Origin of the sequence: Streptomyces sp. NPDC048278 (assembly GCF_040652195.1) — a bacterium.
Taxonomy (GTDB): domain Bacteria; phylum Actinomycetota; class Actinomycetes; order Streptomycetales; family Streptomycetaceae; genus Streptomyces.
This window is the reverse complement of sequence record NZ_JBEZLP010000010.1, coordinates 207,604-233,473: the sequence shown is the minus strand read 5'-3', so window position 1 is coordinate 233,473 and position 25,870 is coordinate 207,604. Positions and strand designations below refer to the sequence as shown.

Below are 25,870 nucleotides of genomic sequence, written 5' to 3'. Positions count from 1 at the left end.
CGACCGACGACCGATCCGTCACCCAGGGAATCCCGTCTCCGAGGAAGGACGATCAGTGTTCAAACCTATCACCGGGCCTGTCACCGGGGCCGTGTCCGTCACGGCCGCCGGAGTGCTGCTGCTGGCCGGCTGCACGTCCACCGGGCCCTCGTCGTCAGAACCCGACACCGCCATCTCCGCGGGCGCCTCGCACCAGCCCACCACCGTCACCGTCTGGACCTTCAACCACCTCCCCAACGAGGTGGCCGCGTTCAAGGCGACCCTGAACCGGCTGCACACCAAGTACCCGTGGCTGACCGTGAAGTTCGTGCCGAACAAGGACGACGCGGCCTACGCCAAGGCGGTCGCCGCGGGCGATCCACCCGACGTCTTCATCAGCTCGGCGCCCGACAACGTGGCGAAGTTCTGTTACAACGGCACGGTCGCCGACATCAACCCCTACCTCACCTCCGCCAAGATCGACACGGCGAAGACCTTCCCGGCCGCGACCCTCGCCTACACCCGCTACCAGGGCAAGCAGTGCGCGCTGCCACTCCTCACCGATGCCTTCGCGCTCTACTACAACAAGCAGATGTTCAAGGCGGCCGGCATCACCAAGCCGCCGCAGACCCTCGCCGAACTGACCGCCGACGCCAAGAAGCTGACCGTCAAGAACGCGGACGGCTCGATCAAGACGTACGGCTTCGTGCCCCGCTCCGACTACGACGTCAACCGGTACCTGTTCACCGGCGCGCACAGCGGGACCGAGTTCTACGGCAAGGACGGGAAGACCACCTTCGCCGCCGACGCCAAGTGGCAGCAGCTGCTGAAGTGGGACCAGGACCTGATCGGCTACTACGGCGAGGCCAACGTCCAGAAGTTCGTGGGCCGTTACCAGCCGCACGCCGACGACGCCGGCAACCCGCTGCTGACCGGGGCCGCGGCGATGGAGTACGACGGCGAGTGGCACGTCGGCGAGATCGCCTCGGAGAAGAAGGACTTCGACTACGGCGTGGTACCGATGCCGGTGCTGGACAACTCGTCGGGCACGTACGGCGCGGGCAGCACGCTCGGCACGGTCGCCTACCTGTCCGCCGGCTCGCAGCACAAGCAGGAGGCGTTCTTCGCGCTCCAGCAGCTCACCACCGACACGACGTTCCTGAACACCCTCGCGGACACGGTCTACAACATCCCGACCACGTTCGCCGCGCTCAAGGCCTGGGACAAGCGGGACGACCCGCACTGGAAGCCGTTCGTGGACGTCTTCGAGAACAAGAACTCCACCTACAAGACGCTCACCCCGGCCGGCATCGAGGACATGGACACCTGGCGGGCGTTCCTCCTCGACTTCGAGCAGTCCAAGGTGAGCAGCGCCGCGAGCGGTCTCGCCGGGGTCGGGAAGAAGATCGACGACCTCAACTCCGAGAGCGGGCAGTAGAGATGACGACCACTCTCGCCCCCGTCGGCGAGGCCCCGGGCGGCGCGCGCACGCGCGCCGCCCGGGGCGGGCGGCGGCGCGCGAGCGGGGCCCGCTGGTGGGTCGTCCTGGCCTTCCTGTCCCCGTTCGTCATCGGGTTCTGCGTCTTCGTGCTCTACCCGGTGGCCGCCACGCTCTACTACTCGCTCACCGACTTCCAGGCCGGCTCCTACCGCCCGGTGCAGTTCGTCGGACTGCGCAACTACCGCGCCCTGTTCACCCAGTCCGACACCTTCTGGGTGGCCGTGCGCAACACCCTGTGGATGGTCGTCGTCATGGTGCCGCTGCGCACCGCCTGGGCCATGTTCACCGCCTGGGTGATCATCCGGGTCAAGCGCGGCCGGGCCGTGTACCGCACGCTGTTCTTCCTGCCGTCGATGGTGCCGGTGGTGGCCGCGGCTCTGTCGTTCATCGTGCTGCTCAACCCGGTCGGCCCGCTCAACCGGATGCTGGGCTGGGTCGGCGTCGACGGTCCGGGCTGGTTCTCCGACCCGGCCTGGTCCAAGCCGAGCCTCGTCCTGATGGCGCTGTGGGCGAGCGGCAACGTCATGGTGATCTTCTCCGCCGCCATGCTCGACGTACCGCGCGAGCTGTACGAGGCGGCCGAGCTCGACGGCGCGGGCACCTTGCAGAAGTTCCGCAGCGTCACCCTCCCGGCGATCTCACCGGTGATCTTCTTCGCGCTGCTCACCGGGATGATCTACACGTTCCAGTACTTCACCGAGGCGTTCGTCGCCTCCAGTTCCGCGAACGCCACCTCGTCCAGCAACGACCTGATCGGCTACCCCGCCAACTCGCTGCTGTTCTACTCGACCGAGCTGTACCGGCAGGGCTTCGCCTACTTCAAGACCGGCTACGCCTCGGCCATGGCCTGGCTGCTGTTCCTCGTCATCTTCGCGGCGACCGTGGTCTTCATCCGTGCCTCGCGCCGTTTCGTGCACTACTCGGGCGGTGGCCGATGAGCACTGTTCCCCTGACGAAGCCGCGTGCCGGGCGCCGGGCGCTGTACCTGCTCGCCGAGCACGCGCCCGCCGTCGCCGTCGCGCTCTGCTTCCTCCTCCCGCTGACCATCGGCGTGCTCACCGCGTTCATGACGCAACACCAGGCGGGCACCGGCTCGTTGTGGCCCTCGCCCTGGGAGTTCGGCAACTTCGGCGAGGTCTTCAAGGCCATGCCGTTCGGCCGTGACCTGCTCAACACCATGATGTACGCCGGGCTGTCCACGATCGGCGTGGTCGTCTCCTCGGTGCCGGTGGCCTACGCGCTGGCCCGGCTGAAGTGGCGCGGCCGGGAGGCGGTCTTCCTGGTCGTGCTCGCCGCGATGATGATCCCGGCCCAGGTCACCAGCCTGCCGCTGTACGTCATGTACGCGCACGCCGGCTGGATCGGCACGCTCAAGCCGCTCATCGTGCCGTCGTTCTTCGGCGACGCGTTCAGCATCTTCCTGCTGCGCCAGTTCTTCCTCACGATCCCGGACGAGTTCACCGAGGCGGCCCGGGTGGACGGCGCGGGCGAACTGCGCATCCTGTGCCGGGTGCTGATCCCGATGGCCCGCCCCGCGATCGCCGCGGTCGGCCTGTTCGCCTTCCTCTACGCCTGGAACGACTTCTACAACCCCCTGCTCTACACGGGCAACAGCGACACCGGCCAGACCCTCGCGGTGGCCCTCAGCCAGCTCGCCAAGAACGGGCACCAGAACGCCTACCAGCTCCAGATGGCGGCCTCGCTGATGTTCCTGCTGCCGGTCCTGGTGCTGTTCTTCCTGGCGCAGAAGGTCTTCGTCGAGGGCATCGCCCTGACCGGCGTCAAGGGCTGACCCCCCACACACCTCTTGGGAGCACGAGTGAAGATCACCGTTGTCGGCGGTGGCAGTACCTACACGCCCGAACTCATCGAGGGCTTCGCCCGGCGCGCCGACGTGCTGCCGGTCGACGAACTCGTCCTGCACGACATCGACGCCGGACGCCTCACCGTCATCGGCGACCTGGCCCGCCGTATCCTCGCCCGCCAGGGCTTCCCCGGCCGGCTGACCACCACGACCGACCTCGCCGAGGCGGTCGACGGGGCCGCCGCGGTCCTGATCCAGCTTCGGGTGGGAGGGCAGGCCGCCCGGCTGGTCGACGAGACCCTGCCGAACCGGTTCGGTCTGCTCGGTCAGGAGACCACCGGCCCCGGCGGCTTCGCCAAGGCGCTGCGCACGGTGCCGGTGGTGCTCGACATCGCGGAGGAGGTACGGCGCCGGGCCCTGCCCGGCGCCTGGATCGTCGACTTCACCAACCCGGTCGGCATCGTCACCCGGGCCCTGCTCGACGCGGGGCATCGCGCGGTCGGCCTGTGCAACGTGGCGATCAAGTTCCAGCGGCAGCTGGCCGCCCGGCTCGGCACCGACCCCGGCCGGGTGCGCCTCGGCCACGCGGGCCTCAACCACCTGTCCTGGATCCGCTCGGTCACCGTCGACGGCGTGGACCGCCTGCCGGAGCTGCTGAGCGGGCCCGCCCTCGACCAACTCGCCGCGGAACTCCGCATCCCCGCCGGGGCCCTGCGCGACCTCGGCGCCATCCCCTCGTACTACCTCCACTACTTCTACTGCACGGACCAGGAGATCCGTGCCCAGCAGGCGGGCGGCCACCGCGCCGAGCGGGTCCTCGCGATCGAGAAGGAGCTGCTCTCCCTCTACGCCGACCCCGCCCTCGACCACAAGCCCGACCTGCTGGAGCAACGGGGCGGGGCCTACTACAGCGAGGCGGCGGCCGCCCTGGTGACCAGCCTGCTCACCGGTGACGGCGCCCATCACTACGTCAACGTCCGCAACGACGGTCTGGTGGCCGGTCTGCCGGACGAGGCCGTGGTCGAGGTGGCCGCCGACGTCGACACCGACGGTCCGCATCCGGTGCCCGTACCGCCGTTGCCCCCCGAGATGCTCGGGCTGGTCCAGGCGGTCACCGCGTACGAGACGCTCGCGATCGAGGCGGCCCTGACCGGGGACCGTACGGTGGCCCGCAGGGCGCTGGTGGCCAATCCGCTGGTACGCGAATGGGGGCTCGCCGCCGAGCTCCTCGACGCCCTGCTGGAGGCCAACCGCGCCCACCTGCCCCGGTTCCTCGCGAGCGAGGCCGCCGATGCCTGAGCTGGTGGTGGGCGTCGACGGCGGGAACTCCAAGACCGACCTCGTCCTCGCCGACACCGAGGGCCGGCTGCTGTCCTGGGTGCGGGGCGCGGGCACCCGCCCGCACACCGAGGGCATGGAGACCACCACCGAACGGCTCGCCCGCCTCGGCCGGCACGCACTCACGCAGGCGGGCCTGCCCGCCACGACCCCGGTGGCGGTCGGCGCGTACTTCCTCGCGAACGTCGACCGCCGGGCCCAGGAGCGCCTCGCGCTACGGCAGTTGACCGCACTGGGCGCGGCGGACCAGGTCCTGGTCCGCAACGACACCCTGGCCGTCCTGCGGGCCGGGGCGCCGGACGGCTGGGGGGTGGCGGTGGTGTCCGGCGCCGGTATCAACGCCGCCGCCGTCCATCCGAGTGGCCGCACGGCCCGCTTCCTCTCCCTCGGTGACATCACCGGGGACTGGGGCGGCGGGCTGGCGGTGGCCCGGGCCGGCCTGGGCGCCGCGGTGCGCGCGGGCGACGGACGGGGGCCGGCCACCCGGCTCCGCCAGGAACTGCCGGCACCCTTCGGCATGGACAGCGTGGAAGCCGTCGCGCTGGCCGTGAGCGCCGGTGACATCCCGGTGACCGCACTGCACCGCCTGGCACCCGTGGTCTTCGCGACCGCCGAGAGCGGTGACGCCGTGGCGCGGGGCATCGTGGCACGCCTCGGCGACGAGATCGTCGCCATGGTCACCGCGCTGCTCCGCCGCCTGCGCCTGCTGCGCACCCCGACCCCGGTGGTCCTGGGCGGCGGCACCCTCCAGAACGACCAGCTGCTGCTCCGGGACCACATCGGCGCCGGCCTCGCCGTCGAGGCACCGCTGGCCCGGCCGCGGGTCCTCGACGTGGCCCCGGTCGCGGGCGCGGTGGCGCAGGCCCTGGTGACCGCGGACGCCCCCGCCGACGCGCAGGACCGCCTCCGCAAGTCCATAGCCGCCCGTCGACCACCGGCCGTCCGCGCCGACTGACGCCGCACATCACGATCCCCTGCCGGGAAACGGCTGACGGCCTGCCGTGGAGCCGGGCGAGCCGGTGAAGGGCGGGACCGTGCAGCCGTGCCCGGCCAGGAGGGTCTGGACCTGGTGCACGGCCCCGTCGGTGTCGGCGTTTCGGCCATTTCCGGCACGGAGCTGCCGCGAGCCGGGCCAAGGGTCACCGGCCCGCCGGGGCCGCGCGTGCCGGAAACCACGGGGTGCCCAGCACGACCGAATGACGTGTGTTCGATATCGCCCCCGTGTCGTTGGACCTCATGACTCTGCCGCAGCGACCGTCATAGGGGGAACGATGACCTCGGCCATCACGCAGGATCAGACGCCACAACCGCCGAACGGCAGTCCGCGGGACGACGACCCTCAGGAGGCCGGTGTTCGAGAGGAGGAATACCTCTACCGCGACGAGTCACGACAGCGGGCCGGGTCTCTGCTGACCTCCCGCACCATGGCCCGGCGGCTGCCCTCGCTCGTACGGCGCTCGGTGCGGATGGCCTGGCGGGTGGACCGCGGCGCCACCGTCGGACTGCTGGTGTGCCAGATCGCGACGGGCGTCCTCGCCGCCCTCGGCCTGCTGGCCGTCACGGGCACGATCACCGCGCTGATCTCCTCCGGGGACATCGCCGACCGGCTGCGGGACGCCGCTCCGCAGCTGGCCGTCATCGCCGCGGCCACCGGTCTGCGTGCGCTGCTGGGTATCGCCGTGGTCTGGCTGACCGGCCGGCTGCGCCCGGTGCTCGGCCGGGCGGCGGAGCTGACGATGGTGGAGGCCGCGCTGGGCGCGGAGCTGGCCGCCAACAACAAGCCCGGCTACAACGACGCCTACGACATCGCCGACCGCGGCGCCCTGGCCACGCCCGATCTCGTGGAGGAAGCGCAGGACGTACTCGCGGCGACCTCGACACTCGCGGCCGGCGCGGCCGTGCTGACCGTGCTGCACCCGCTGCTCCTTCCCCTGCTCTTCCTCGCGTGCCTGCCGCAGGCCGCCGCCTACGTCCGTTCCGCACGCGTGATCTACCTCGCCGGGCTGGAGACCTCCGGGCGGCGCCGGATGCTGGGCAAGCTGCGCTGGCACATGGCGTACACGGAGTCCAGCGAGGAGATGCGTGCCTGCCTGGCCGGCCCCTTCCTGGTCGGCCGGTACCGGAAGCTGGCCGCCTCGGTCAACGCGGCCGAACGCACGGCCGCGAACACGGGCGCCTGGATGGGCCTGGCCGGCGCCGTCGCCGGCGGGGTCGCCTCGGCCGCGGTGTGGGCGGCCCTGCTGTGGCTCCTGGCCTCCGGCCGGATGAGCCTGGCGGCCGGGGGCGGCGCCGTCTTCGCTCTCCAGACGGCCACCACCTCGGTGCGCGGCATCATCAACGGCGGGGCCCGCCTGGTGCGCACCGGCTGGTACGTACAGGACTGGCAGAACTTCCTCGACAACGCCCACGGCCAGGCGATGACCGACTCACGCGGGACCGCGGCCCCGACCGCGGCCCCGGAGCGCTTCGAGGTCCGCGACGTCACCTACCGCTACGACGGCGCCCCCAAGGACAGCCTGAGCGGCGTCTCCCTCCACGTGCGGCGCGGCGAGATCGTGGCGCTGGTCGGGGAGAACGGCTCCGGCAAGACGACGCTCTCCCGTCTCCTGTGCGGTCTGCTGCTGCCCACCGAGGGTGACGTGGCCTGGGACCACGCGTCCACGGCCGACCTGGACCCCTGGCGGTCGTGGGAGCACGTCGCGGTGGTCCCGCAGAAGTTCACCTACCTGCCGCTGACGATGCGTGACAACATCACCTTCGGGCAGGGCGACACCAGCGACGCGGCCCTGCTCGCCGCCTGCGAGGCGTCCGGTGCCGCTGAGATGCTGCCGGGGCTCCGCTCCGGCCTCAACACCCTTCTGACCAGCGAGTGGTTCGGCGGACAGCAGCTCTCCGGCGGGCAGTGGCAGCGCCTGGTCCTGACCCGGGCCTTCCATCGGCAGGCGGCGCTGCTTGTGATGGACGAACCCACGGCGGCGCTCGACGCCCGTGCGGAGCACCGGATCTTCTCCGGACTGCGGGAACTGGCCAAGGACCGCGCCGTCCTGCTGATCACGCACCGGCTGACCAATGTCGCCGTCGCCGACCGGATCGTGGTCCTGGACGAGGGCCGGATCGTCCAGGAAGGCAGCTACACCCAACTGACCCGGGAACCGGGGCTCTTCCAGTCCCTGTGGGAACTGCAACGCCGGATGAGCACCGGCAGCGCCTGACCTCCACGATCCCCGATCCATGACGTGCCGCGGCTGCAGTTCGTCAGAGCTAGGAGACAGGGAGGAAAGTCCAGCTCATCTGGCCCTGGGTGAGGCCGGTGCTCCAGGAGGTGACTGCGGCGGGCTGCACGGGTGCGGCGGTGTAGCCGTTGAGGTTGAGGTCGGTGTTGCCGGAAGGGCGGAATGCCGTGTAGCCGGCGTCGGTGGTCGTCGGGTTCCACCACTCGTAGGACTGGAGCGGGTTGGTGTAGAACGGCTGCATGTTGACGGGGGTGGGGTCTTTCAACGCGCTGCTGCTGTTGATGTCGAGAACCTTGCCGGTGGCGGGGTTGTACAGGTAGGTGATGTTCGACGGGGTTCCGTCCGGCTTGCCCTGCTGCCACAGGCAGTACGGGTTGAGGGCCGGGCTGAGCACTTGCAGCTGCACGTTGCTGTCCCCCGTGTCGGCGCAGAGCGCCATGTCGGGTTGGGGAGAGCCGTCGATCGGTCGTGCGGATCGATCCACCAGCAAGCCGGAGGTCCCGACGGTGAACGGTGCGGGGGTGAGTGTGGCCGTGGGTGCCGTCGCGGCCGGGTCCATCATGGTCAACTGCCAGCTCATGGACCGCTGGTCCTGATCCCACGTGGTGAGCATGAGACCTCTGGCCCCGGAGTCGTTGCCGTTCATGTTGATGTTGAGATCGAGGTTGGTGGTCGGGCGTATCGCCACACCGCCGTTGCCGGTCTGGCTGCTGAAGTTGAACTGCTGCAGGGTGACCGCCGACGTACCGGAGAGCTGTGGTTTGAGAGTGAAGCCGACGCCCTGGGCAGGGTTGCCGAGCAGGGTGAGGTATTCGTCAAGGCCGGTGTTGTACAGGTAGTAGTCGTCTCCCACCGGCTTCAGCAACCACTGGCAGTTGGCGCCCAACGTGGTGGTGACGCGCTTGACGGCCGCGAAGTGCTGAGAGTTGGGGGAGCCGTACCCGCACAGCGACCCGCCGCCGGCGGTGAGGACGAGGGTGAGCGAGACGGCGTGCGCGGACGCCGCGGCCACGATCACGGTGCTGACGCTCAGGGCGGCTGCCACCAGGCAGCGCAGGACATGCCCAAGACGGAGGCAGGTGACTAACAGAGACACGTCGGACGCCTTTCGCAGGAGGAAGGATGGTTCGGTGTCGGCTCGCCCGGTCACCGCCGTGGCGTCGCGCGGCACTGAGATATTAGGGACCCGGACAGGTTGCGCGTGACCGGTCGGCGCCGATACAGCCAGGGCCGCTCGCGCAGGACGCCCCTGTATTGAATGAAGCATTCAACATCCTTAACATCATCAGGTGGCTTCATTCATCAGACTCAGATGCGCGGCCGCCCTGTTGCTGGCCGTCGGACTCGCGGCCCCGGCGGCACCCGCCGCGGCCGAACCGTCTCGGCCCGTTCCCCAGGTCTGGCCGACCCCGCAGAGCATGCGCACCGTACCCGGCCGGATCCCCGTCCCCGACCGGGTCGTCGAGGTCGTCGGCCGCGGTACCGACCCGTCGGCCCGGAAGGTCGTCGAGGCGGCGCTCAAGGCCGCCGGCGCCGGCCGTGTCACGGCTGTCGACGCCGGTGACCGGCCGCCGGCCGCCGCGCTGACCGTCTACGTCGGCGGTCCCGGCGAGAACGGCGCCACCGCCGGGGCACTGAAGGAGCTCAGGGCCGGCTCCCCCACCGGTCTCGCCTCCGGCGGCTACGTCCTCGCCTCGGGCCGCAGCCGGGGCAGGACCCTGCTCGCCCTCTCCGGCGTCGACACCACCGGCACCTTCTACGCGGCCCAGACCCTGCGCCAACTCCTCGACGGCACGCACGCGTTGCCGGTGACCACCGTCCGGGACTGGCCGAGCGCCGCCCTGCGCGGGGTGGTCGAGGGCTTCTACGGAACCCCCTGGACCCACGCCGAGCGGCTCAGCCTGCTCGACTTCTACGGCCGGACGAAGCAGAACGTGTACGTCTACTCCCCCAAGGACGACGACTATCTGCGCGCCCGCTGGCGGGACGAGTACCCGCCGGCCGCGCTGGCCCGGTTGAGGGAACTGGTCGACCGGGCCACCGCCGACCACGTCCGCTTCACCTACGCGCTCTCCCCCGGCCTGTCGGTCTGCTACTCCTCCGGCGCCGATGTCAAGGCGCTGACCGCGAAGTTCGACTCGCTGTACGCGATCGGCGTCCGCTCCTTCGCGGTCCCGCTGGACGACATCAGCTACACGCGCTGGAACTGCCCCGAGGACGAGAAGGAGTTCGGCACGGGCGGCGGTGCGGCCGGTGCCGCGCAGGCGCGTCTGCTGAACACCGCGTGGCAGGAGTTCTCCGCCGGGCACACCGGGCTCCAGCCCCTGGAGATGGTCCCCACCGAGTACTCCGACCTCGCCGACTCCCCGTACAAGAAGGCGCTGCGGGAGCGGCTCGACCCGTCGGTGGTCGTGGAGTGGACCGGCGTCGGGGTCATCGCGCCCACCATCGGCACGGACCAGGTGCGGCAGGCCCGCGAGGTGTACGGCCACCCGATCCTGGTCTGGGACAACTACCCGGTGAACGACTACGTGACCAGCCGCCTGCTGCTCGGCCCCTACACGGGCCGCGAGGCGGGCGTCGCCACGGAGGCGGTCGGCGTCACCGCCAACCCGATGGTCCAGGGCGAGGCGAGCAGACTGGCCCTGTTCACCTCGGCCGACTACCTCTGGAACCCGGCCGCGTACAACCCGCGCCGGGCCTTCCTCGCGTCCGTCCGCGACCTCGGCGGTCCCGGGGCCGCCTCATGGCTGCGGATCTTCGCCGAGAACAACTACTCCTCCCAGCTGGACGCGACCGAGTCCCCGACGCTCGCCGGGCTGATCGCCGTCTTCCGCAAGGCGTACGGGGAGGACCGCGGTCTCGACCGGGCCTCGGCCGCGCTCAGGGGCTACTTCGCCGACATGGCCGCCACACCCGCCCAGTTGCGCGCCCGTCTCGGCAACCCCGGGTTCCTGGAGGAGACGTCGGCGTGGCTGGACAAGCTCGGCAGGTACGGCAGCGCGGGCGAGACGGCCGTGGACCTGCTGCTGGCGGACAAGGCGGGGAACACGGACGCGGTGTCGACGTACTGGACCCGGCTGCGGACCGAACGGAAGGAGCTGGACGCCGTCCCGCAGCAGGTCTCGCCAGGCGTGATGGACCAGTTCCTCTACACGACGATGCTGGAGACCGCCCCCGACCCCGGGGTCGACGCCTCCTTCTCCCCGTCGTCCCTGTCGCTGCGCCCCGGCGCCTCGCAGACCGTGACGCTCGGACTCTCCGACAAGCGGTCCACCGTGGCGAAGACCGTCGACTGGCGGCTCGACGTGCCCGACGGGGTCACCGCGTCTCCCGCCGGGGGAACCGTGACCGTCCCCGCCGGGGGCAGCGCCTCGGCGACCGTCACGCTGACCGGCGGCACGCAGGGCGTGCACGCGGTGGTCGCCGAGGGCACCGGCGTGCTCTCCCGGGCACTCCCCGTCCAGGTCACGGACGGCTCCGGGGACTACCGCGCGCTGACGGCGGACTTCAGCGGCGCGTCGGTCAGTTCGATCGACCTTGCCACCGGGACCACGACGGACATCGCGGTCGGCGACAACCCGGGCGAGGTCGTGGTGAGCGCCGACGGCCGGACCGCGTACGCCGCCGACCAGGGCTCGGACACGGTCAGCGTGATCGACGTGGCGAAGGGCAAGGTCACCGCCACGGTCGCCGTGGGCAGGGTCCCCGCCGGCCTCGCACTCACGCCGGACGGCGGGACGCTGTGGGTGGCCGACTACACCGACGGCACCGTGGAGTCGATCGACACGAACACCCTGAAGACGAGCACGCCGATCACCGTCGGCTCCGGCCCCGAGAACATGGCGGTCACTCCGGACGGCAGGACCCTCTACGTGGCGAACATCCACGACAACACGGTCACCCCCGTCGACCTCGCGACGCGGAAGGCGGGCACGGCGATCCCCGTGGGCCCCGGCCCCTTCAACGTGGTCGCCGCGCCCGACAGCGGAACGGTGTACGTCTCCGACTCCGGCGGCTCGACGGTCACCCCGATCGACACCGCGACGAACGAGCCCGAACCGACCCTCCTGGTCTCCGGCCAGGCGTACGGGCTCGCTCTCTCCCCGGACGGCCGCACCCTCTGGGTCAGCCCGAGCAACGGTGACCATGTCACCCCGGTGGACACGGTGACCGGCACCCCCGGCACCAGCGTCCCGGTGGGCAGGTCGGCCTTCGACGTGGCCCTGGACTGGAACGGCACCACGGCGTACGTCACCACGGCGGACGGAAACGCACTGGTGCCGGTCGACACGGCGACCGGCACCACCGGGTCACCGCTGACCACAGGCGCCTATCCACTGGCGGTGGCCCTCACTCCGGTGCCCGTGCCGTAGGGACCACCCGCCCGGGCGGCGGAGCCGCAGCGATCTGCGGCTCCGCCGGCTTCGCCGCGGCCCCTCAGCTGGCGGTGCGCCGGATCCGTCCCGCGTACTTCTTCTCCAGCTCCAGATTCCCCTCGAAACCGCCGGGGACGTTCGCCGACACGTAGACCGGCGGCCGTTCCCCCGCGGTGAGCAGCAGTCCGGACGCCTCGGCGACGGCCATCTGCACCAGCGTCACCCCGGTCAGCGTGGACAGCGCGGACACCGCCCCGCCTCCCGGCAGTTCGAGCAGCGCGTCGCCCACCGGCGCGGCGTTGTCCAGCACCACGTCGGCCAGATCGAGGAGCTTCTTCCCGCTCGCGTGGCCCGCGGGAACCGCGCGCGTGTGCGTGAGCGAGGTGATCGCGAGGATCCTGTGCCCCTGCTCCTTGGCATGCAGGGCCATCTCCACGATGACGTTGTTGACACCGGAGTTGGAGACGATCACGAACAGGTCCTCGGCATGCGGTGCGGCCAGGTCGTAGAGACGTGCGGCAATCCCCGGCGCGCGCTCCAGCAGCGGGTCGTCGAGGACGCTCGGATCGTCACCGCCGAAGAGGACGAGGTCGGCCATCTGGAGCCGGTTCGTCGGCACCAACCCACCGGCCCGGCCGGCGACTTCGAGGACCATCGCCTGGGAGTGCCCGGTACCGAACGCCTGGATCACACCGTCTCCGCGCACGCAGTCGACGATGAGTTCGGCGGCGCGGCGGACGTCGTCCCGCGCGGACTCGGTGACGTGACGGAGGACGGCCAGGCTCCGCTCGGCGAAGCCCTGGGCGCTGACTGACTCGACGGACACGCTGCACTCCCTCTTGATGGCTTGAACCACCACACAGCCAGAGATAGATGAATCAATAAACCATACCACGGTCCTGGTATTCAATAAGTGGACAGAAGGGTGGCTGATACCTTCTCTGCATGCCTGCGACGGACGTCACCACACTGATCCGCACCGAGCTGCCCCGGCTGGCCGGTTCCCTGCGGAAGGTCGGCGAGCTGATCCTGGAGGATCCGGCCGCCGTCACCCACTGCTCGGCCGCCGAACTCGGCCGACGCACCGGCACCTCCCAGGCCACGGTGACCCGGTTCTGCCGGGCCATAGGGCTCGAGTCCTACCAGCACCTGCTGATCGAACTGGCCCAGGAACGAGGCCGCAGCGAGGTCTCCGACTGGGGCAGCGCCGAGATCGGCCCGGACATCTCCCCCGACGACGGCCTGGAGCGGGTCGTGCAGGTCGTCGGCAACGCCGACCTGCGCGCGGTGCAGCAGACCATCGACCGGATCGACCTGGACGCCGTCGAGCGCACCGCCCAGGCGATGGCCCGGGCCCGCCGGATCGACGTGTACGGCGTCGGCGGAAGCGGCGCGGTGGCCCAGGAGACCGAGACCCGGCTGTTCCGGATCGGCTGCTCGGTGCGCGGCTGGTCCGAGGTGCACGGCGCCGCCACCTCCGCCGCCCTGCTCACCCCGGCCGACCTCGCCATCGGCATCTCGCACTCGGGCGCCACCCGGGAGACCATCGAGCCGCTCGAACTGGCCAGCGAGCGCGGCGCGACCACCGTGGCGATCACCTCGGACCCGCGCTCGCCGCTGGCCAGGGTCGCCGACATCCGGCTCATCTCGGCCTCACCCGCGGAGACCGGCTTCCCCGGGCGCACCGGCAGCATCGGCGGCCGGCACTCCGTGCTGGTCCTTCTCGACTGCCTCTACGTACGGGTTGCGCAGCTCACCTACCAGCGCTCCAGCGCCTCCCTGGCGCTGACCGACCACATCACGCCACAGCACGCGCTGAAGAGCCGCCGGGGCCGGTGACCCTGACGCGAAGCGTATGAATGAACCACCCGAGATCGGCGAAGGTGGTTGTTTGAACCATCCCATCGGTGCAGGATGGGGCTCTTCCACTCACCGGTAGGAGCCCCATGCGCGTCACCTCTGTCGAGTCGACCGAGTTGTTCGTCGGCAGCCCCGAGCAGCCGCACCAGGTGGTGGCGGCCGAGGTCGAGCACATACCGGGCCGTACGGTCCGGCTGACCGTCGCGGGCCGGACCGTACGCGCTGTCGGGGAGATCTCCGCGACCGTCGGCGAGGACGGCACCGTACGCGCCGAGATCCCCGTGACGGGTGGCAGCGGCCCGATGACGGTCACCGCCGTCGACGGTGACGAAGTCGCGAGCGCGAGCGGTGAGTTCACGGTCGCCGAGCCGGGCTGGACCATGTTCATGGTCAGCCACTTCCACTACGACCCCGTCTGGTGGAACACCCAGGCGGCGTACACCGAGACCTGGGACGTCGCCGACGACCCGGCCGCCACCGGACTGCCCGCCCGCACCTTCGACTCGCGCGGCCAGTCCGGGATGAGCCTGGTGCGCGCCCACTGCGATCTCGCCCGGCGCGACCCGGCGTACACCTTCGTGCTGGCGGAGGTCGACTACCTCAAGCCGTACTGGGACGCCTTCCCGGAGGAGCGCGCCTTCCTGCGCCAGCTGATCCGCAGCGGCCGGGTCGAGATCATGGGCGGCACCTACAACGAGCCCAACACCAACCTCACCGGCGCCGAGGCGACCGTACGCAACGCCCTGTACGGGGACGGGTACCAGCGGGCGATCCTCGGGGCGTCCCCGGAGACGGCCTGGCAGCTGGACGCGTTCGGGCACGACCCGCAGTTCCCGGGGATCATGGCGGACGCGGGCGTCTCCTCCAGCTCGTGGGCGCGCGGGCCGTTCCACCAGTGGGGGCCGACGCTCTCCGTGTTCGGGGAGGAGCCGCGGGATCCGAAGCGGATGCAGTTCCCCGCGGAGTTCGACTGGATCGCCCCCTCGGGGCGCGGCATCCTCACCGCGTACATGGTCAACCACTACGGCGCGGGCTGGCGGATCGACAACGCACCGACGCTGCCGGCGGCGGAGGCCGAGGCCCTCAAGCTGTTCCAGGGGCTCAGGCAGGTCGCGCTCACCCGCAACGTGCTGCTGCCGGTCGGCGGGGACTACGCGCCGCCGTGCCGCTGGGTGATGGCCATCCACCGTGACTGGAACGCCCGTTACGTCTGGCCGCGCTTCGTCAGCGGCATCCCGCGGGACTTCTTCGCCGCCGTGCGCGCGGAGCTGGCCGCCGAGGGACGCCGGGCCTCGCCGCAGACCCGGGACATGAACCCGGTCTACACCGGCAAGGACGTCTCCTACATCGACACCAAGCAGGCCCAGCGGTACGGCGAGACGCTCCTCGCCGACGCGGAGGCCTGGGCGACGCTCGCCTCCCTGGTCACCGGGCACGCCTACCCGGACGCGGCCCTCGACAAGGCCTGGCGGCAGCTGGTCTACGGCGCCCACCACGACGCCATCACCGGCTCCGAGTCCGACCAGGTCTACATCGACCTGCTGACCGGCTGGCGGGAGCTGGCCGACCTCGCCGGGACCGTGCACGCCGACGCCACGCAGGCGCTCGCCGACAGCGTGGCACCCGGTACCGGGGCGGACCTGGTCGTCTTCAACTCCGCGACCTGGCAGCGCCGGGACGTGCTCACCGTCGACGACCCGGGCCTCGTCCCCGTCGACGACGACTCCGGGCCGCTGCCCGCCGTACGCGAGGACGACGGCACACTCAGGGTCGTCGTGCCGGAGGTCCCGGGCCTCGGCCTGAAGACCCTGCCGCTGGCCGCGGGCTCCGTCCCCGGGTGGGTCACCGGCGAGGGCGCGACCATCCGCAACGAGTTCTACGAGGTGACGGTCGACCCGGCCCGCGGCGGCGCCGTCAGCGGCCTCAGGGCCCTGGCCGAGGGCGGCCGGGAGCTGCTGCGCCCCGGCGACATCGGCAACGAGCTGGTCGTCCAGGAGGAGTTCCCCCGCCACCCGCGCTTCGGCGAGGGCCCCTGGCACCTCACCCCGACCGGCACGACCGCCGCACGCAGCGGTGACGTCACCGCGGACATCGATGTCGAGCACTCCCCCGCCGGCTCCCGGATCACCGTCCGGGCCGACCTCGGGCTCTTCAGGTACACCCAGCGGCTGACCCTGTGGACGGGCGTCGACCGGCTGGACCTCACCACCACGATCGACGGGTACGACGGCGCCGACCGCCTCATCCGGGTGCGCTGGCCGTCCGACGTGCGGGGCGGGCTGCCGGTGCACGAGGTCGCGGACGCGGTGATCGGACGCGGGTTCGGGTTCGTGGAGGTGGACAGCGAGCGGTTCCCCTGGACGCTGGACAACCCCGCCAACACCTGGTTCGCCCTCGGGTCCACGGCCCGCGTCGCGGTCCACGACGGCTCCGGGACACTGCTGGGCCACCGGTCGGTCGGGGTCGCGGAGCTGGTGTACGCCGGCTGGGACGAGGCCGGTGAACTGGGCGCCCCGCTCGCGGCGGCCCTGGTCCGCACGGGTGTCACCGCCACCTCGACGATCGCGGGCGGCCCCCGCTACGGCGACCTGGAGGTCGACTCCAACCTGCCCGATCTGCGCATCGCGGTGGGCGGGCCGGAACGCAACTCCCTGGTCGCCGAGGCGCTCGCCATGGACCCGGCGGCCGGCCGCGAACTGCGCCGGCAGCTCGCCGAGCGGGGCACCGCCTCCGTCTGGGTCGCGCCCCGCGCCTCCCTGCGCGAGGAGTGGGTGCCCGGCGCGGACCTGCGTGACCTGGAGCGGCTGCCGCTGCTCGTGATCGCGGGCGCGGACGCCGAGGGCGACGCCAAGGCGGTCGACGCGCTCGTCGCCGACCTCGGCGACTTCACCGTCTCGGCCACCGCCGCGGGCGGCGGCGAGGCCCTGCCGCCCGGGGACGCCTGGGACGGGCGCGGCTTCGCCGTCCTGAACCGGGGCACACCCGGCTGTGTGGTGACCGCGTCCGGCGATCTCTGCATGTCCCTGATGCGGTCCTGCACCGGCTGGCCCTCCGGCATCTGGGTCGACCCGCCCCGGCGTACCGCGCCCGACGGCTCGGCGTTCCAGCTCCAGCGCTGGTCGCACACGTTCGAGTACGCGGTCGTCGCGGGCGAAGGCGACTGGCGGGCGCTGGAGCTGCCCGCCCGTGGGCACGCGTACAACCATCCGCTGACGGCACGTGTGCGGGGCGGGGGCGGGAGTCCCGTGCTGCCGCGCACGGCCTCCCTGCTGGTGGTGGAGCCCGCTCGCGAGGTGATCCTCGACGCGCTGAAGCCGGTGGGCTCACCGCTGGCCCGGGGCGGTACGGGCCCGGTGGACCCGGGGCGCGGGGTCGTGGTGCGGGTGCACGAGGTGAACGGGCAGCCGGTGCGGGCGCGGGTGCGCGGCCCGGTCGGGTGGGCCGGGGGCGCGCGAGCCGACGTACTGGAGCGGGCCGGGGAGCCGCTGGCGCCGGAGGACGGCGGCTCGCTGGCCGTGCAGCTGACCGGCTTCGAGGTGGCCACGGTGCTGGCGACGCCGGTCGCCGCCGCCGGGTGCCCGGGTCCCGGGGTCGCGGCGCACGAGCCGGCCCAGCCGGTGCAGACCCGGTACTGGCTGCACAACTCGGGCCCGGCGCCGCGCGGCAACATGCCGGTCGCGCTGTACCTGTCGCCCACGTCCCTGACCGCGGCCGGTCCGGTCACGGCGACGGTCCGGGTCAGCTCGGAGCTCACGGACGCGCCGGTGTCCGGCACGGTGGCCTTCGAGGTGCCGGACGGCTGGGCCGCGGAGCCCGCGTCGCTGCCGTACGCGCTGGGTCCCGGCGGGTTCACGCTGGCCGAGGTCACGGTGACACCGGCGCCGGACGCCGAGCCCGGACGCCACCGGCTCGCCGCGCGGCTGTCGTACCGCGGGCAGACGTACGAGGACGTGGTGGGCCTGGACGTGCCCGGCGGGCCGCCGGCGGGGCCCGGCCTGGAGTGCGCGCTGGGCATCGAGCGGGTCACGGTACGACGGGGGGAACGGGTCCGGGTCCCGGTCGCCCTGCGCAACACCACCCGGGGCCCGGTCACCGGCCAGTTGTGGGCCGTCTCCTCGTGGGGCACGTGGTCGGGGGTCGTCCCGGGCCTCCAGGGCTTCGCGGTGCCCGCCGGGGAGCAGGCGGAGGCCGTGATCGAGGTGGACGGCGCAGCCGTGCCGCCCGGCGCGTACTGGCTGATGGCGAAGGCCGCGTGGCACGGCTGCGTGGCGTACACGGAGGCCGTGGTGCTGGAGGTGACGGATGAGTGAGGAAGTACGGCCGGCCGGCGGGCGGCATCCCCGCGGAGCACCGCACGGTCACCCCCGCACCGGCCCCCCGGCGGGCGCCGGCGGTGCCCACGCCGCCCTCATCGGCGCCGACCCGGTGCCCAGGTCCCGGGTGGACGCCCTGCTCGCCGCCGTTCCCGCCCGGGACCCCGAGAGCTCCAGGACCGAGTCGCTCGCGCGGGCGGAGCGGCAGCGGCGGCGGTGGGCGACGCAGGTGGTCGTGGCCGACGAGCTCGCCCGGCGGGAGTGCGCCGCGCGGGGGCTGGAGGTGCCGTGCGAGGTGTCCGGGGAGCGGCTGCTCGCGGTCGCCGGGAGCGAGGTCGCCGACCTGGGCAGCATCGTCGCCGCGGCGCTGGCCCACTCGGCGGCGGCGCGGGCCCTGTTGGCGGCTCTGGAGGCCGAGCGCGTGGTGCCCGAGGCCGACGTGCGGGACTACTACGAGCGCAATCGGGACCGCTTCCTGACCCCGGACGCGCTCAGACGCGGGGTCGACCCCTTCGGGAGGACCGCGCCCGGTGACGTCCTGCCGTACGAGAACGTCCGCGAGGGCGTCCTGCGCGAGTTGCGCCGCGCGGCGGGCCGGCGGGCGTTCTTCGGCTGGCTGGACCTCGCCCGCAGCGCCGTCGTGTACGCGCACGGGCACGAACACCCGGGCGATCCCGCCCATCCGGACCACGAACACCGTCACTGACGCGCCTCCGACAGCCGTACGGAACCTAAACGCAACACGGCCAGGCATTGACCTCCGATGACTTCTGGTCCACATTTTCATCAATCGGAGTCCAAGTTGGTGATTTGAACCAGCTGTATTTCCTGACTCGCCCGGTCGCAGGAGGGCCCATCACATGCGCGCAAGAAGACTGACCCGCACCCTGACCTGTATCGCCGTGCTGTCGCTGGCAGCCGCCGGCTGCGGTCTGTCCGGCGGCTCCGGCAACGGGGAGGCCACCGCGGGTGGTTGCAAGGTCGACAAGGGGAACGTCGGGTCGGGGAAGCTGACCGGCGACGTCAAGGGCACGATCACCTTCCAGACCACCAACCTGAAGAAAGACTTCGGTGACTTCTTCAACGGGGTGATCGCCGACTTCCAGAAGGCGCACCCCGGCACCAAGGTCAAGTGGATCGACGACCCCGGCGACAACACCTTCACCAGCCGGACCGTCGCCGACGCCCAGGCCTGCACGATGGCCGACGTCATCAACGTCAACGCGCCCACGGCGACCGCCCTCACCAAGGCCGGCTACCTGCTCGACGTCGGCACCAAGGACCCCGACGCGGCCAAGCCCTTCGTCCCGTCGTTCTGGAAGACCGCCACCTTCGCGGACGCCTCGGGCACGTCGGTCCACACCACGCTGCCCTGGTACACCGGCGGCGTGCTGCTGACGTACAACAAGGACCTGCTGGAGAAGTCCGGCATCGACCCGGCCAAGGCGCCGACGACCGTCTTCGGGCTCTTCGCCGACTACGAGAAGATCGCCAAGGCCGCCGACGGCAAGTACTTCGCGACGATGGCCAACCCCGTCTGGCGCATACCCGCCGACTTCGACCAGATGGGCATCAAGGTCCTCTCCGGCGACGGCAGGTCCGCCGTCTTCGCCGACGACCCGCGCACCACCCAGTGGGTGGAGTGGATGGCGAAGCTGTACAAGGAGGGCGCGATGCCGAAGGACTCGCTGTCCTCGAGCAACGACCCGTCCACCCTCTACAGCCAGGGCAAGGTCGCGTACGGCTCGACCAACCCGAGCTTCGTGCGGTTCGTGAAGCAGAACAGCCCGTCGGTGTACGCCAAGACGGCGGTCGGTCAGCAGCCCTACGACGCCCTCGGCGTCGCCTCCGCCGGCGCCCCGCAGTACATCTCGGTCGCCGCGACCAGCAAGCACGCCCCGGTGGCGCTCGCGTTCGCGGAGTTCCTCACCGACGCCGAGAACCAGACGGCCTGGTGCAAGGACCCCGATGTCGTAATCTTCCCGACCACCACGAAGTCGCTGGACGACCCGTTCTTCCAGAACGTCACCGGCACCGACCCGTTCTCGCAGGCCCGCAAGCTCGTCGCCGACCAGCTCAAGACGGCCTCCACCAACCAGACCAACCTCTCCCCGGCCGTGCAGAACGCCATCGTGGCCCAGGTGCAACTGGCCATGCAGGGCAAGAAGAGCGCGGCGGACGCCGTCAAGGACGCCCAGGACAAGGCGAACGAGCTGCTGAAGCAGGGCAGCTGACGGTGACGGCACAGATCACGAACCCGGTGTCCGGCGCGGTGCCCCAGACCGCCGCGCCGGCCCCGGCCCCCTCCCGCCTCCGCCGACTCGCCAAAGCCGTGCTGCCCGGTCCCGCCCCCGGGGCCAACGGAGCGGCCATGTACCGCCGTTGGTGGCTGCCGTGGCTGTGGACCGCCCCCGCGATCGGGTGCGCGGTGGTCTTCGGGGTGTTCCCGTTCCTCAACACGGTCATCCTGTCGTTCACCGACGCCAAGCCGCTGGGCGGCGCCGCGGGCTTCGTCGGACTCGACAACTACACGCGGATGCTCCAGGACGACGACTTCTGGCTCGCCACCCGCAACAGCGTCCTGTACGCGGTGATCGTCGTGCCGCTGATGGTGCTGCTGCCGCTGATGCTGGCCGTCCTGGTGGAGAAGAACCTGCCGGGCATCGGCTTCTTCCGATCGGCCTTCTACACACCGGTGTTGGCCTCCAGCGTGGTCGTCGGCCTGAGCTGGCAGTGGCTGCTGGCCGACGACGGACTGGTCAACACCTGGCTCCAGAAGGCCCACCTGATCAGATCGGCGATCCCGTTCCTGTCGGACTCGTGGCTGATCCTGCTGTCCGCGATGGGCCTGACCCTGTGGAAGGGCCTCGGCTGGTACATGGTCTTCTACCTGGCCGCCCTCGGGAACGTGCCCAAGGAACTGCACGAGGCCGCGCAGATGGACGGCGCCGGTGCCGTGCGCCGCTTCTGGCACATCACGATCCCCGGGGTACGGCAGGCCATGATGCTCGTCGGCACCCTCACCGGCATCGGCTCGCTGCGCGTGTTCACCGAGATCTACATGCTCGGCAGCTCCACCGGCGGCCCCGGCGGCGCCGACCGCACCCTGCCGTTCTACATCCGGGACGTCGGCCTGGACCCGATCACCGGCAACGCGGGATACGGCTCGGCCGTCAGCGTGGCCCTGTTCGCGCTGACGTTGGGGCTGACCCTGCTGGCGCAGCGCCTCACCAAGGAGGACGAGTCATGACGGCGAGTGTCGTCGAGACCAAGGGCCGTCGCCTGATGCCGCGTTGGCGTGACTACGGCCGTCCGCGCGAACTCCTGGTCCGCTACCTGCTGTTGCTCCTCGTGCTCGGCCTCACCGTGGGCCCGCTGCTGTGGCAGCTCCTCGCCTCCCTGAAGGGCACGAGCGAGGACGTCTTCGGCGCGGACGCCACGCTGCTGCCGCACCATCCGACGCTGCGGGCCTACCGGACGGTCTTCGACCAGGTGCCGGTGTGGTCGTACATCAAGAACAGCCTGATCGTGGTCGCCCTGTCGATCACCAGTCAGCTGGTCTTCTCCACGACCGCCGGCTACATGCTCTCCAAGCCCGCCTGGAAGGGCCGCAAGGCGGTCTGGGTGGTGCTGGTCGCCTCGATGATGTTCCCGTTCGAGTCGATCATGGTCTCGCTGTTCATCAGCATCCGCGACCTGGGCCTGGTCGACAGCCTGGCCGGCGTGTGGCTGCCCGGCTTCGTCGGCGCCATCAACGTCCTGCTGATGCGCGGCGCGTTCCTCGCGGTCCCGCGCGAGATCGAGGACTCGGCGATGCTGGACGGCGCGAACGAGTGGCAGCGCTTCAGGTACCTGTACCTGCCGTCCGCGTGGGGCGCGATCATGGTGGTCGTCATCAACACCTTCATCAGCGCCTGGGACGACTTCCTGTGGCCGCTGATCGTGCTGCGCTCCGAGAGCAACATGACCCTGACGCTGGGACTTTCCCGCCTGCAGAGCTCGTCGTTCGGCTACGACCAGCGGATGGTCATGGCCGGTTCGGTGATCTCCGTGATTCCGGTGCTCGTGCTGTTCGTGATCACGCAGCGGTGGTTCTACAAGGGCGTGTCCTCCGGAGCGGTCAAGATCTGAGGTCCAGGGTCAGCGGTACGGCGGTGAGGGCCGCCCGTGCCGAGCAGGCGACCCGGATCTCCGCGACGTCGGCGCCGGCCAGTCGGTCGGCGCCGAGTCGTGCCACCACCGTGCGGCACTCGCCCGGGGCGAGGTCGACGCCCTCGAACGCGCACAGTTCGAGGGTGCGCGGCCAGGTGGCGGTGATCATCCGCCGCAGATAGACCTGCACGACCGAACGCCCTTGCCGCACACCGGCGTTGGTGACCTCGACGGACACGGTGCGGCCTTCGAGCCGGGGCGTGCCGAACACGAACTCCGTGTACGCCAGTCCGTGCCCGAAGGAGTAGGCGGGCTCGGCGCTCTCGTCGACGTAGCCGACGTACTCGGTGTCCTTGTGGTTGTAGTAGACGGGGAGTTGGGCGGCCGACCGCGGCACGGAGACGGGGAGCCGGCCCGTCGGTTCCGCGAGCCCCAGCAGCACCTCGGCGATCGCCTCGCCGCCCCAGGGGCCCGGATACCAGGCGGTGAGCAGGGCCGGCGCGGTGTCCGGGACGACATGCGGGCGCCCCTGGACCAGCACGACCGCGGTGGGCGTACCGGTGGCCACGACGGCGTCCAGCAGCGCGTACTGGGCGGCGCCGAGCCGGAGTCCGGCAAGGTCCACGCCCTCGCCGCAGGTCATGTCCGAAACGGCTTTGCGTGCGGCCCCGTTGGCGTCGAACTCGGTGTCGGTGCCGCGGGCGCTGCTGCCGCCCAGCACCAGCACGGCGAGGTCGGAGCCGGCGGCCTCGGCGATCGCGGCCGGGATCCCGGAGCGGTCGTCGCCGGTCAGTGCGCAGCCCCGGGCGTGCCGGATGTCGAGGCCGGGCGGGGCGAGGCGGCGCAGGGCGTCGAGGACGCTGCTGCCGGTGCCGGGGAGCTGTGGGGCCGTGTAGTCGCCCGACTGGTGCGCGGTGGTGGCTGCCTGGGGTCCCAGTACGGCGATGCGGGAGACGTCGGCGCCGATGGGCAGCACGTCGTCGTTGCGCAGGAGGGTGACGGCGGCGCGGGCGACTTCCTTGCTGATGTCCGCACCCGCTTCGGGCGCGAAGGACATGCGGGACGTTGGAGACACGGAGGACGTGGGGGACGTGGGGGTCCCGTCGAAGAGCCCCAGACGGAACTTGAGCCGCAGGACCCGGGCGACGGCGGCGTCGAGCACGGCCTCCTCGACGAGCCCGCGCTCGACCGCCTCCTCCAGCCGTGTGAAGCCCTCGTCCCACAGGCTCAGATCGACACCGGAGTTGAGAGCGAGCGCGCCCGCGGACACCGTGTCACCGGTGATGCGGGCCAACCGGTCGACGGCCAGGCCGTCCGCCATGACCAGGCCCTCGAAACCCCAGTCGTCGCGCAGGAGTCCGGTGAGGAGGGCGCGGTTGCCGGAGCAGGGCATGCCGTCGACCTCGTTGTACGCCGACATGACGGCGGCGGCGCCCGCGCGTACGCCGGCCCGGGCTGCGGGGAGGTGGATCTCGTGGAGCTCGCGCCGGCCGAGTTCGGACTCGGCGGAGTTTCGGCCGCCGACGGTGGCACCCTGGCCGGCGAAGTGCTTGAGGACGACGGGGGCCTTGTCGGCGGCGAAGGGCCCGCCCGAGCAGGCCGCGCCCTGCATGCCGCGGACCAGCGCCTGCGTCAGCCGCGCGGCCAGGTACGGGTCCTCGCCGAAGCACTCCTCGGTGCGGCCCCAGCGCGGGTCGCGGGAGATGTCGAGCGCGGAGACGAGGGCCACGTGGCCGCCGCGGGCCCGGAGTTCGGCGGCGGCGTGGGCGGCGGCACGCTCGTACAGGGCGGGGTCCCAGGTGGCGCCGACGGCCAGGTTGACCGGCAGGACCGTGCCGTCGAGTGCCATGAGGCCGTGCGGGACCTCCTCCACGAACAGCGCGGGGATGCCGAGCCGGCTGCGTTCCACTACATGCCGCTGCACCGACTCGGCGAGGGCCGCGCCGTGTTCTGCTCGCGGCCCGTTGGTGTGGTCGACGCCGGACCAGGCGTCGGCGCGCTGAAGTCCGTACAGGGCACCGAGTCCCGCGAAGCGCTCGGTCTCGGCGTGGAGGGCGCCGGTGAGTTCGAAGCCGCCGTCGGCGGTGCGCCGGTAGGCGTCCCAGCCGTACATCCGCTGGTTGAGCTGCCCCGCCTTCTCCCGCAGGGTCATCCGGGAGAGCAGATCCCGGACGCGGGCGTCGACGGGGGCGGTGGGGTCGCGATAGAGGACGTCGTTCACCGGTGCCTCCCGTCGTACATGATCCGGGCCAGCGCCACCGCGCCCGGTCCCCCGTCGGCCACCCAGTCGAGGCTCAGGCCGAGGAGGTGGAGGCGCTCGGTCAGCGGGGCGGTCAACGGGCCGTCCGGGCCGAGGAGGCCGCCGGTGGCGACGATGCGCTCGCCCGGGCCGGGCTCCAGCGCGCGCACGGTGTCGAGGAGGTGGTCCGCGGCTTCGTCGAGGATCTCCGACGCGACGGCGTCCTTCTCGGCCGCCGCCCCGGCGACCAGCGGGGCGAACCGGGCGAGCCGGACCGGCGGGTCGGCCAGCACGGCGGGCAGCAGGTGCCGGCGGAAGTCCTCACGCCGGGCGCGGGACCAGCCGGGAACGTCGGTGCCCGGGGCGTCCGCGCCGACCGGACCGGGGGCGCCGTCCTGGTCGTACGACGACACGTCCGCCGTGGGCAGGGCGTCCGCCGGCAGGCCGAGCGCGCGCCCGACCCGCCCGGCCAGTGCGGTCGCCCGCCCGCGCCCGTCCGCCATGCGCAGGGCGGCCCGTACCGCGCTGCGTCCGATCCAGAAGCCGCTGCCCTCGTCGCCGAGGAGCCAGCCGTCGCCGTCCACGGTGGTCGTGGCCCGCCGGCCGGCGATGCGTACGGCGACCGCGCCGGTCCCCGCGACCAGGGCGAGTCCGTCGGCCGGGGCACCGGGACCCGCGGCGAAGGCGGCCTCGATGTCGCTCCAGATGCCGACCGGTCCCTCGGGCACCCCGAGCCGGCGCAGCGCCGCGGTGAGGGCGGTGCGGGCCCGGACGGTCCCGGGATCGTCGTCGGCGGCGGCCGTGGCGCCCGCGAACCCGGCGGCCACGGCGACGACCCGGGTCCGGGCGCCCTCGGGCAGGACCCCGGCGAGCGCCTCGGCGAGGTCGTGGGTGAGCTGCCGCGGTGGCACGGTCAGTGCGTTGCCCGGACCGGCGGCGGCCTCGGCCAGCACACGGCCGTCGGCGGCAGCGGCGAGGACGGCGCGGGTGCGGGTGCCACCGGCGTCGAGGCCGATGACCAGATCCTGGTTCAAATAATTGCCCATCGCTGACTATGGTGATTGATACATTC

General features: G+C 71.8%; 17 protein-coding genes. 13 read left to right on the top strand and 4 right to left on the bottom strand.

The features are described from left to right. Window positions 1-55: 55 nt before the first annotated feature. From AB0D74_RS19830 to AB0D74_RS19805, 6 genes are all read left to right on the top strand, one after another. Window positions 56-1,417: an extracellular solute-binding protein gene (locus tag AB0D74_RS19830; protein WP_362588115.1), complete on the top strand. Its 1,362-nt coding sequence runs from the start codon at window positions 56-58 to the stop codon at window positions 1,415-1,417. A gap of 2 nt (window positions 1,418-1,419) precedes the next feature. After that, the gene (locus tag AB0D74_RS19825; protein WP_362588112.1) at window positions 1,420-2,418 is read left to right on the top strand and encodes a sugar ABC transporter permease; all 999 of its coding nucleotides are present in this window, start codon (window positions 1,420-1,422) and stop codon (window positions 2,416-2,418) included. Then, entirely contained in the window at window positions 2,415-3,272 is an 858-nt protein-coding gene (locus tag AB0D74_RS19820; RefSeq protein WP_362588109.1) for a carbohydrate ABC transporter permease, read from the top strand. Before AB0D74_RS19825 ends, AB0D74_RS19820 begins: the two co-directional genes overlap by 4 nt. Window positions 3,273-3,299: 27 nt before the next feature. Further along, the gene (locus AB0D74_RS19815; protein ID WP_362588105.1) at window positions 3,300-4,583 is read left to right on the top strand and encodes a 6-phospho-beta-glucosidase; all 1,284 of its coding nucleotides are present in this window, start codon (window positions 3,300-3,302) and stop codon (window positions 4,581-4,583) included. Continuing rightward, a complete protein-coding gene (locus tag AB0D74_RS19810) occupies window positions 4,576-5,577 on the top strand; it encodes a BadF/BadG/BcrA/BcrD ATPase family protein (protein ID WP_362588102.1) in 1,002 nt (333 codons plus the stop codon). Before AB0D74_RS19815 ends, AB0D74_RS19810 begins: the two co-directional genes overlap by 8 nt. A 316-nt stretch (window positions 5,578-5,893) precedes the next feature. Beyond that, window positions 5,894-7,834, top strand: coding sequence for an ABC transporter ATP-binding protein (locus AB0D74_RS19805; RefSeq protein WP_362588099.1), 1,941 nt, complete (start codon window positions 5,894-5,896; stop codon window positions 7,832-7,834). Between the two features lie 49 nt (window positions 7,835-7,883). Here AB0D74_RS19805 and AB0D74_RS19800 read toward each other — a convergent pair whose 3' ends face one another. Further along, window positions 7,884-8,951 carry a hypothetical protein gene (locus tag AB0D74_RS19800; protein WP_362588096.1) on the bottom strand — a complete coding sequence of 356 codons (1,068 nt, stop codon included), beginning with the start codon at window positions 8,949-8,951 and terminating at the stop codon, window positions 7,884-7,886. 193 nt (window positions 8,952-9,144) lie between these two features. Between AB0D74_RS19800 and AB0D74_RS19795 the strand changes: the two genes are divergently transcribed. Continuing rightward, window positions 9,145-12,231 carry a beta-N-acetylglucosaminidase domain-containing protein gene (locus AB0D74_RS19795; RefSeq protein WP_362588093.1) on the top strand — a complete coding sequence of 1,029 codons (3,087 nt, stop codon included), beginning with the start codon at window positions 9,145-9,147 and terminating at the stop codon, window positions 12,229-12,231. Between the two features lie 64 nt (window positions 12,232-12,295). On the opposite strand, the gene AB0D74_RS19790 is transcribed toward AB0D74_RS19795, so the two are convergent. Beyond that, the gene (locus AB0D74_RS19790; protein WP_362588090.1) at window positions 12,296-13,060 is read right to left on the bottom strand and encodes an SIS domain-containing protein; all 765 of its coding nucleotides are present in this window, start codon (window positions 13,058-13,060) and stop codon (window positions 12,296-12,298) included. Window positions 13,061-13,179: 119 nt separating this feature from the next. On the opposite strand from AB0D74_RS19790, the gene AB0D74_RS19785 reads away from it, so the two are divergent. The 6 genes from AB0D74_RS19785 (at window position 13,180) to AB0D74_RS19760 (ending at window position 22,538) form a co-directional block, all read left to right on the top strand. Next, a complete protein-coding gene (locus tag AB0D74_RS19785) occupies window positions 13,180-14,073 on the top strand; it encodes a MurR/RpiR family transcriptional regulator (protein ID WP_362588087.1) in 894 nt (297 codons plus the stop codon). Between the two features lie 107 nt (window positions 14,074-14,180). Next, a complete protein-coding gene (locus tag AB0D74_RS19780; protein WP_362588084.1) occupies window positions 14,181-18,404 on the top strand; it encodes an NEW3 domain-containing protein in 4,224 nt (1,407 codons plus the stop codon). Further along, entirely contained in the window at window positions 18,397-19,113 is a 717-nt protein-coding gene (locus tag AB0D74_RS19775) for a peptidyl-prolyl cis-trans isomerase (protein ID WP_362588081.1), read from the top strand. The genes AB0D74_RS19780 and AB0D74_RS19775 overlap by 8 nt, the downstream gene beginning before the upstream one ends. A 154-nt stretch (window positions 19,114-19,267) precedes the next feature. Beyond that, window positions 19,268-20,641: an extracellular solute-binding protein gene (locus tag AB0D74_RS19770; RefSeq protein WP_362588078.1), complete on the top strand. Its 1,374-nt coding sequence runs from the start codon at window positions 19,268-19,270 to the stop codon at window positions 20,639-20,641. Window positions 20,642-20,643: 2 nt separating this feature from the next. Beyond that, window positions 20,644-21,657 carry a sugar ABC transporter permease gene (locus AB0D74_RS19765; protein WP_362588075.1) on the top strand — a complete coding sequence of 338 codons (1,014 nt, stop codon included), beginning with the start codon at window positions 20,644-20,646 and terminating at the stop codon, window positions 21,655-21,657. After that, entirely contained in the window at window positions 21,654-22,538 is an 885-nt protein-coding gene (locus AB0D74_RS19760; RefSeq protein ID WP_362588072.1) for a carbohydrate ABC transporter permease, read from the top strand. Before AB0D74_RS19765 ends, AB0D74_RS19760 begins: the two co-directional genes overlap by 4 nt. Here the strand turns inward: AB0D74_RS19760 and AB0D74_RS19755 are convergent. Together AB0D74_RS19755 and AB0D74_RS19750 are read right to left on the bottom strand one after the other, a co-directional pair. Then, window positions 22,528-24,780 carry a glycoside hydrolase family 3 N-terminal domain-containing protein gene (locus AB0D74_RS19755; RefSeq protein ID WP_362588069.1) on the bottom strand — a complete coding sequence of 751 codons (2,253 nt, stop codon included), beginning with the start codon at window positions 24,778-24,780 and terminating at the stop codon, window positions 22,528-22,530. The genes AB0D74_RS19760 and AB0D74_RS19755 overlap by 11 nt on opposite strands. After that, entirely contained in the window at window positions 24,777-25,844 is a 1,068-nt protein-coding gene (locus tag AB0D74_RS19750) for a BadF/BadG/BcrA/BcrD ATPase family protein (RefSeq protein WP_362588065.1), read from the bottom strand. The genes AB0D74_RS19755 and AB0D74_RS19750 overlap by 4 nt, the downstream gene beginning before the upstream one ends. Window positions 25,845-25,870 lie beyond the last annotated feature (26 nt).

Coding starts and splice junctions, on each gene's coding strand:
- AB0D74_RS19780 (WP_362588084.1), top strand. CDS start 14,181: ATGCGCGTCACCTCTGTCGAGTCGACCGAGTTGTTCGTCGGCAGCCCC.
- AB0D74_RS19785 (WP_362588087.1), top strand. CDS start 13,180: ATGCCTGCGACGGACGTCACCACACTGATCCGCACCGAGCTGCCCCGG.
- AB0D74_RS19825 (WP_362588112.1), top strand. CDS start 1,420: ATGACGACCACTCTCGCCCCCGTCGGCGAGGCCCCGGGCGGCGCGCGC.
- AB0D74_RS19820 (WP_362588109.1), top strand. CDS start 2,415: ATGAGCACTGTTCCCCTGACGAAGCCGCGTGCCGGGCGCCGGGCGCTG.
- AB0D74_RS19750 (WP_362588065.1), bottom strand. CDS start 25,844: ATGGGCAATTATTTGAACCAGGATCTGGTCATCGGCCTCGACGCCGGT.
- AB0D74_RS19775 (WP_362588081.1), top strand. CDS start 18,397: ATGAGTGAGGAAGTACGGCCGGCCGGCGGGCGGCATCCCCGCGGAGCA.
- AB0D74_RS19805 (WP_362588099.1), top strand. CDS start 5,894: ATGACCTCGGCCATCACGCAGGATCAGACGCCACAACCGCCGAACGGC.
- AB0D74_RS19770 (WP_362588078.1), top strand. CDS start 19,268: ATGCGCGCAAGAAGACTGACCCGCACCCTGACCTGTATCGCCGTGCTG.
- AB0D74_RS19760 (WP_362588072.1), top strand. CDS start 21,654: ATGACGGCGAGTGTCGTCGAGACCAAGGGCCGTCGCCTGATGCCGCGT.
- AB0D74_RS19810 (WP_362588102.1), top strand. CDS start 4,576: ATGCCTGAGCTGGTGGTGGGCGTCGACGGCGGGAACTCCAAGACCGAC.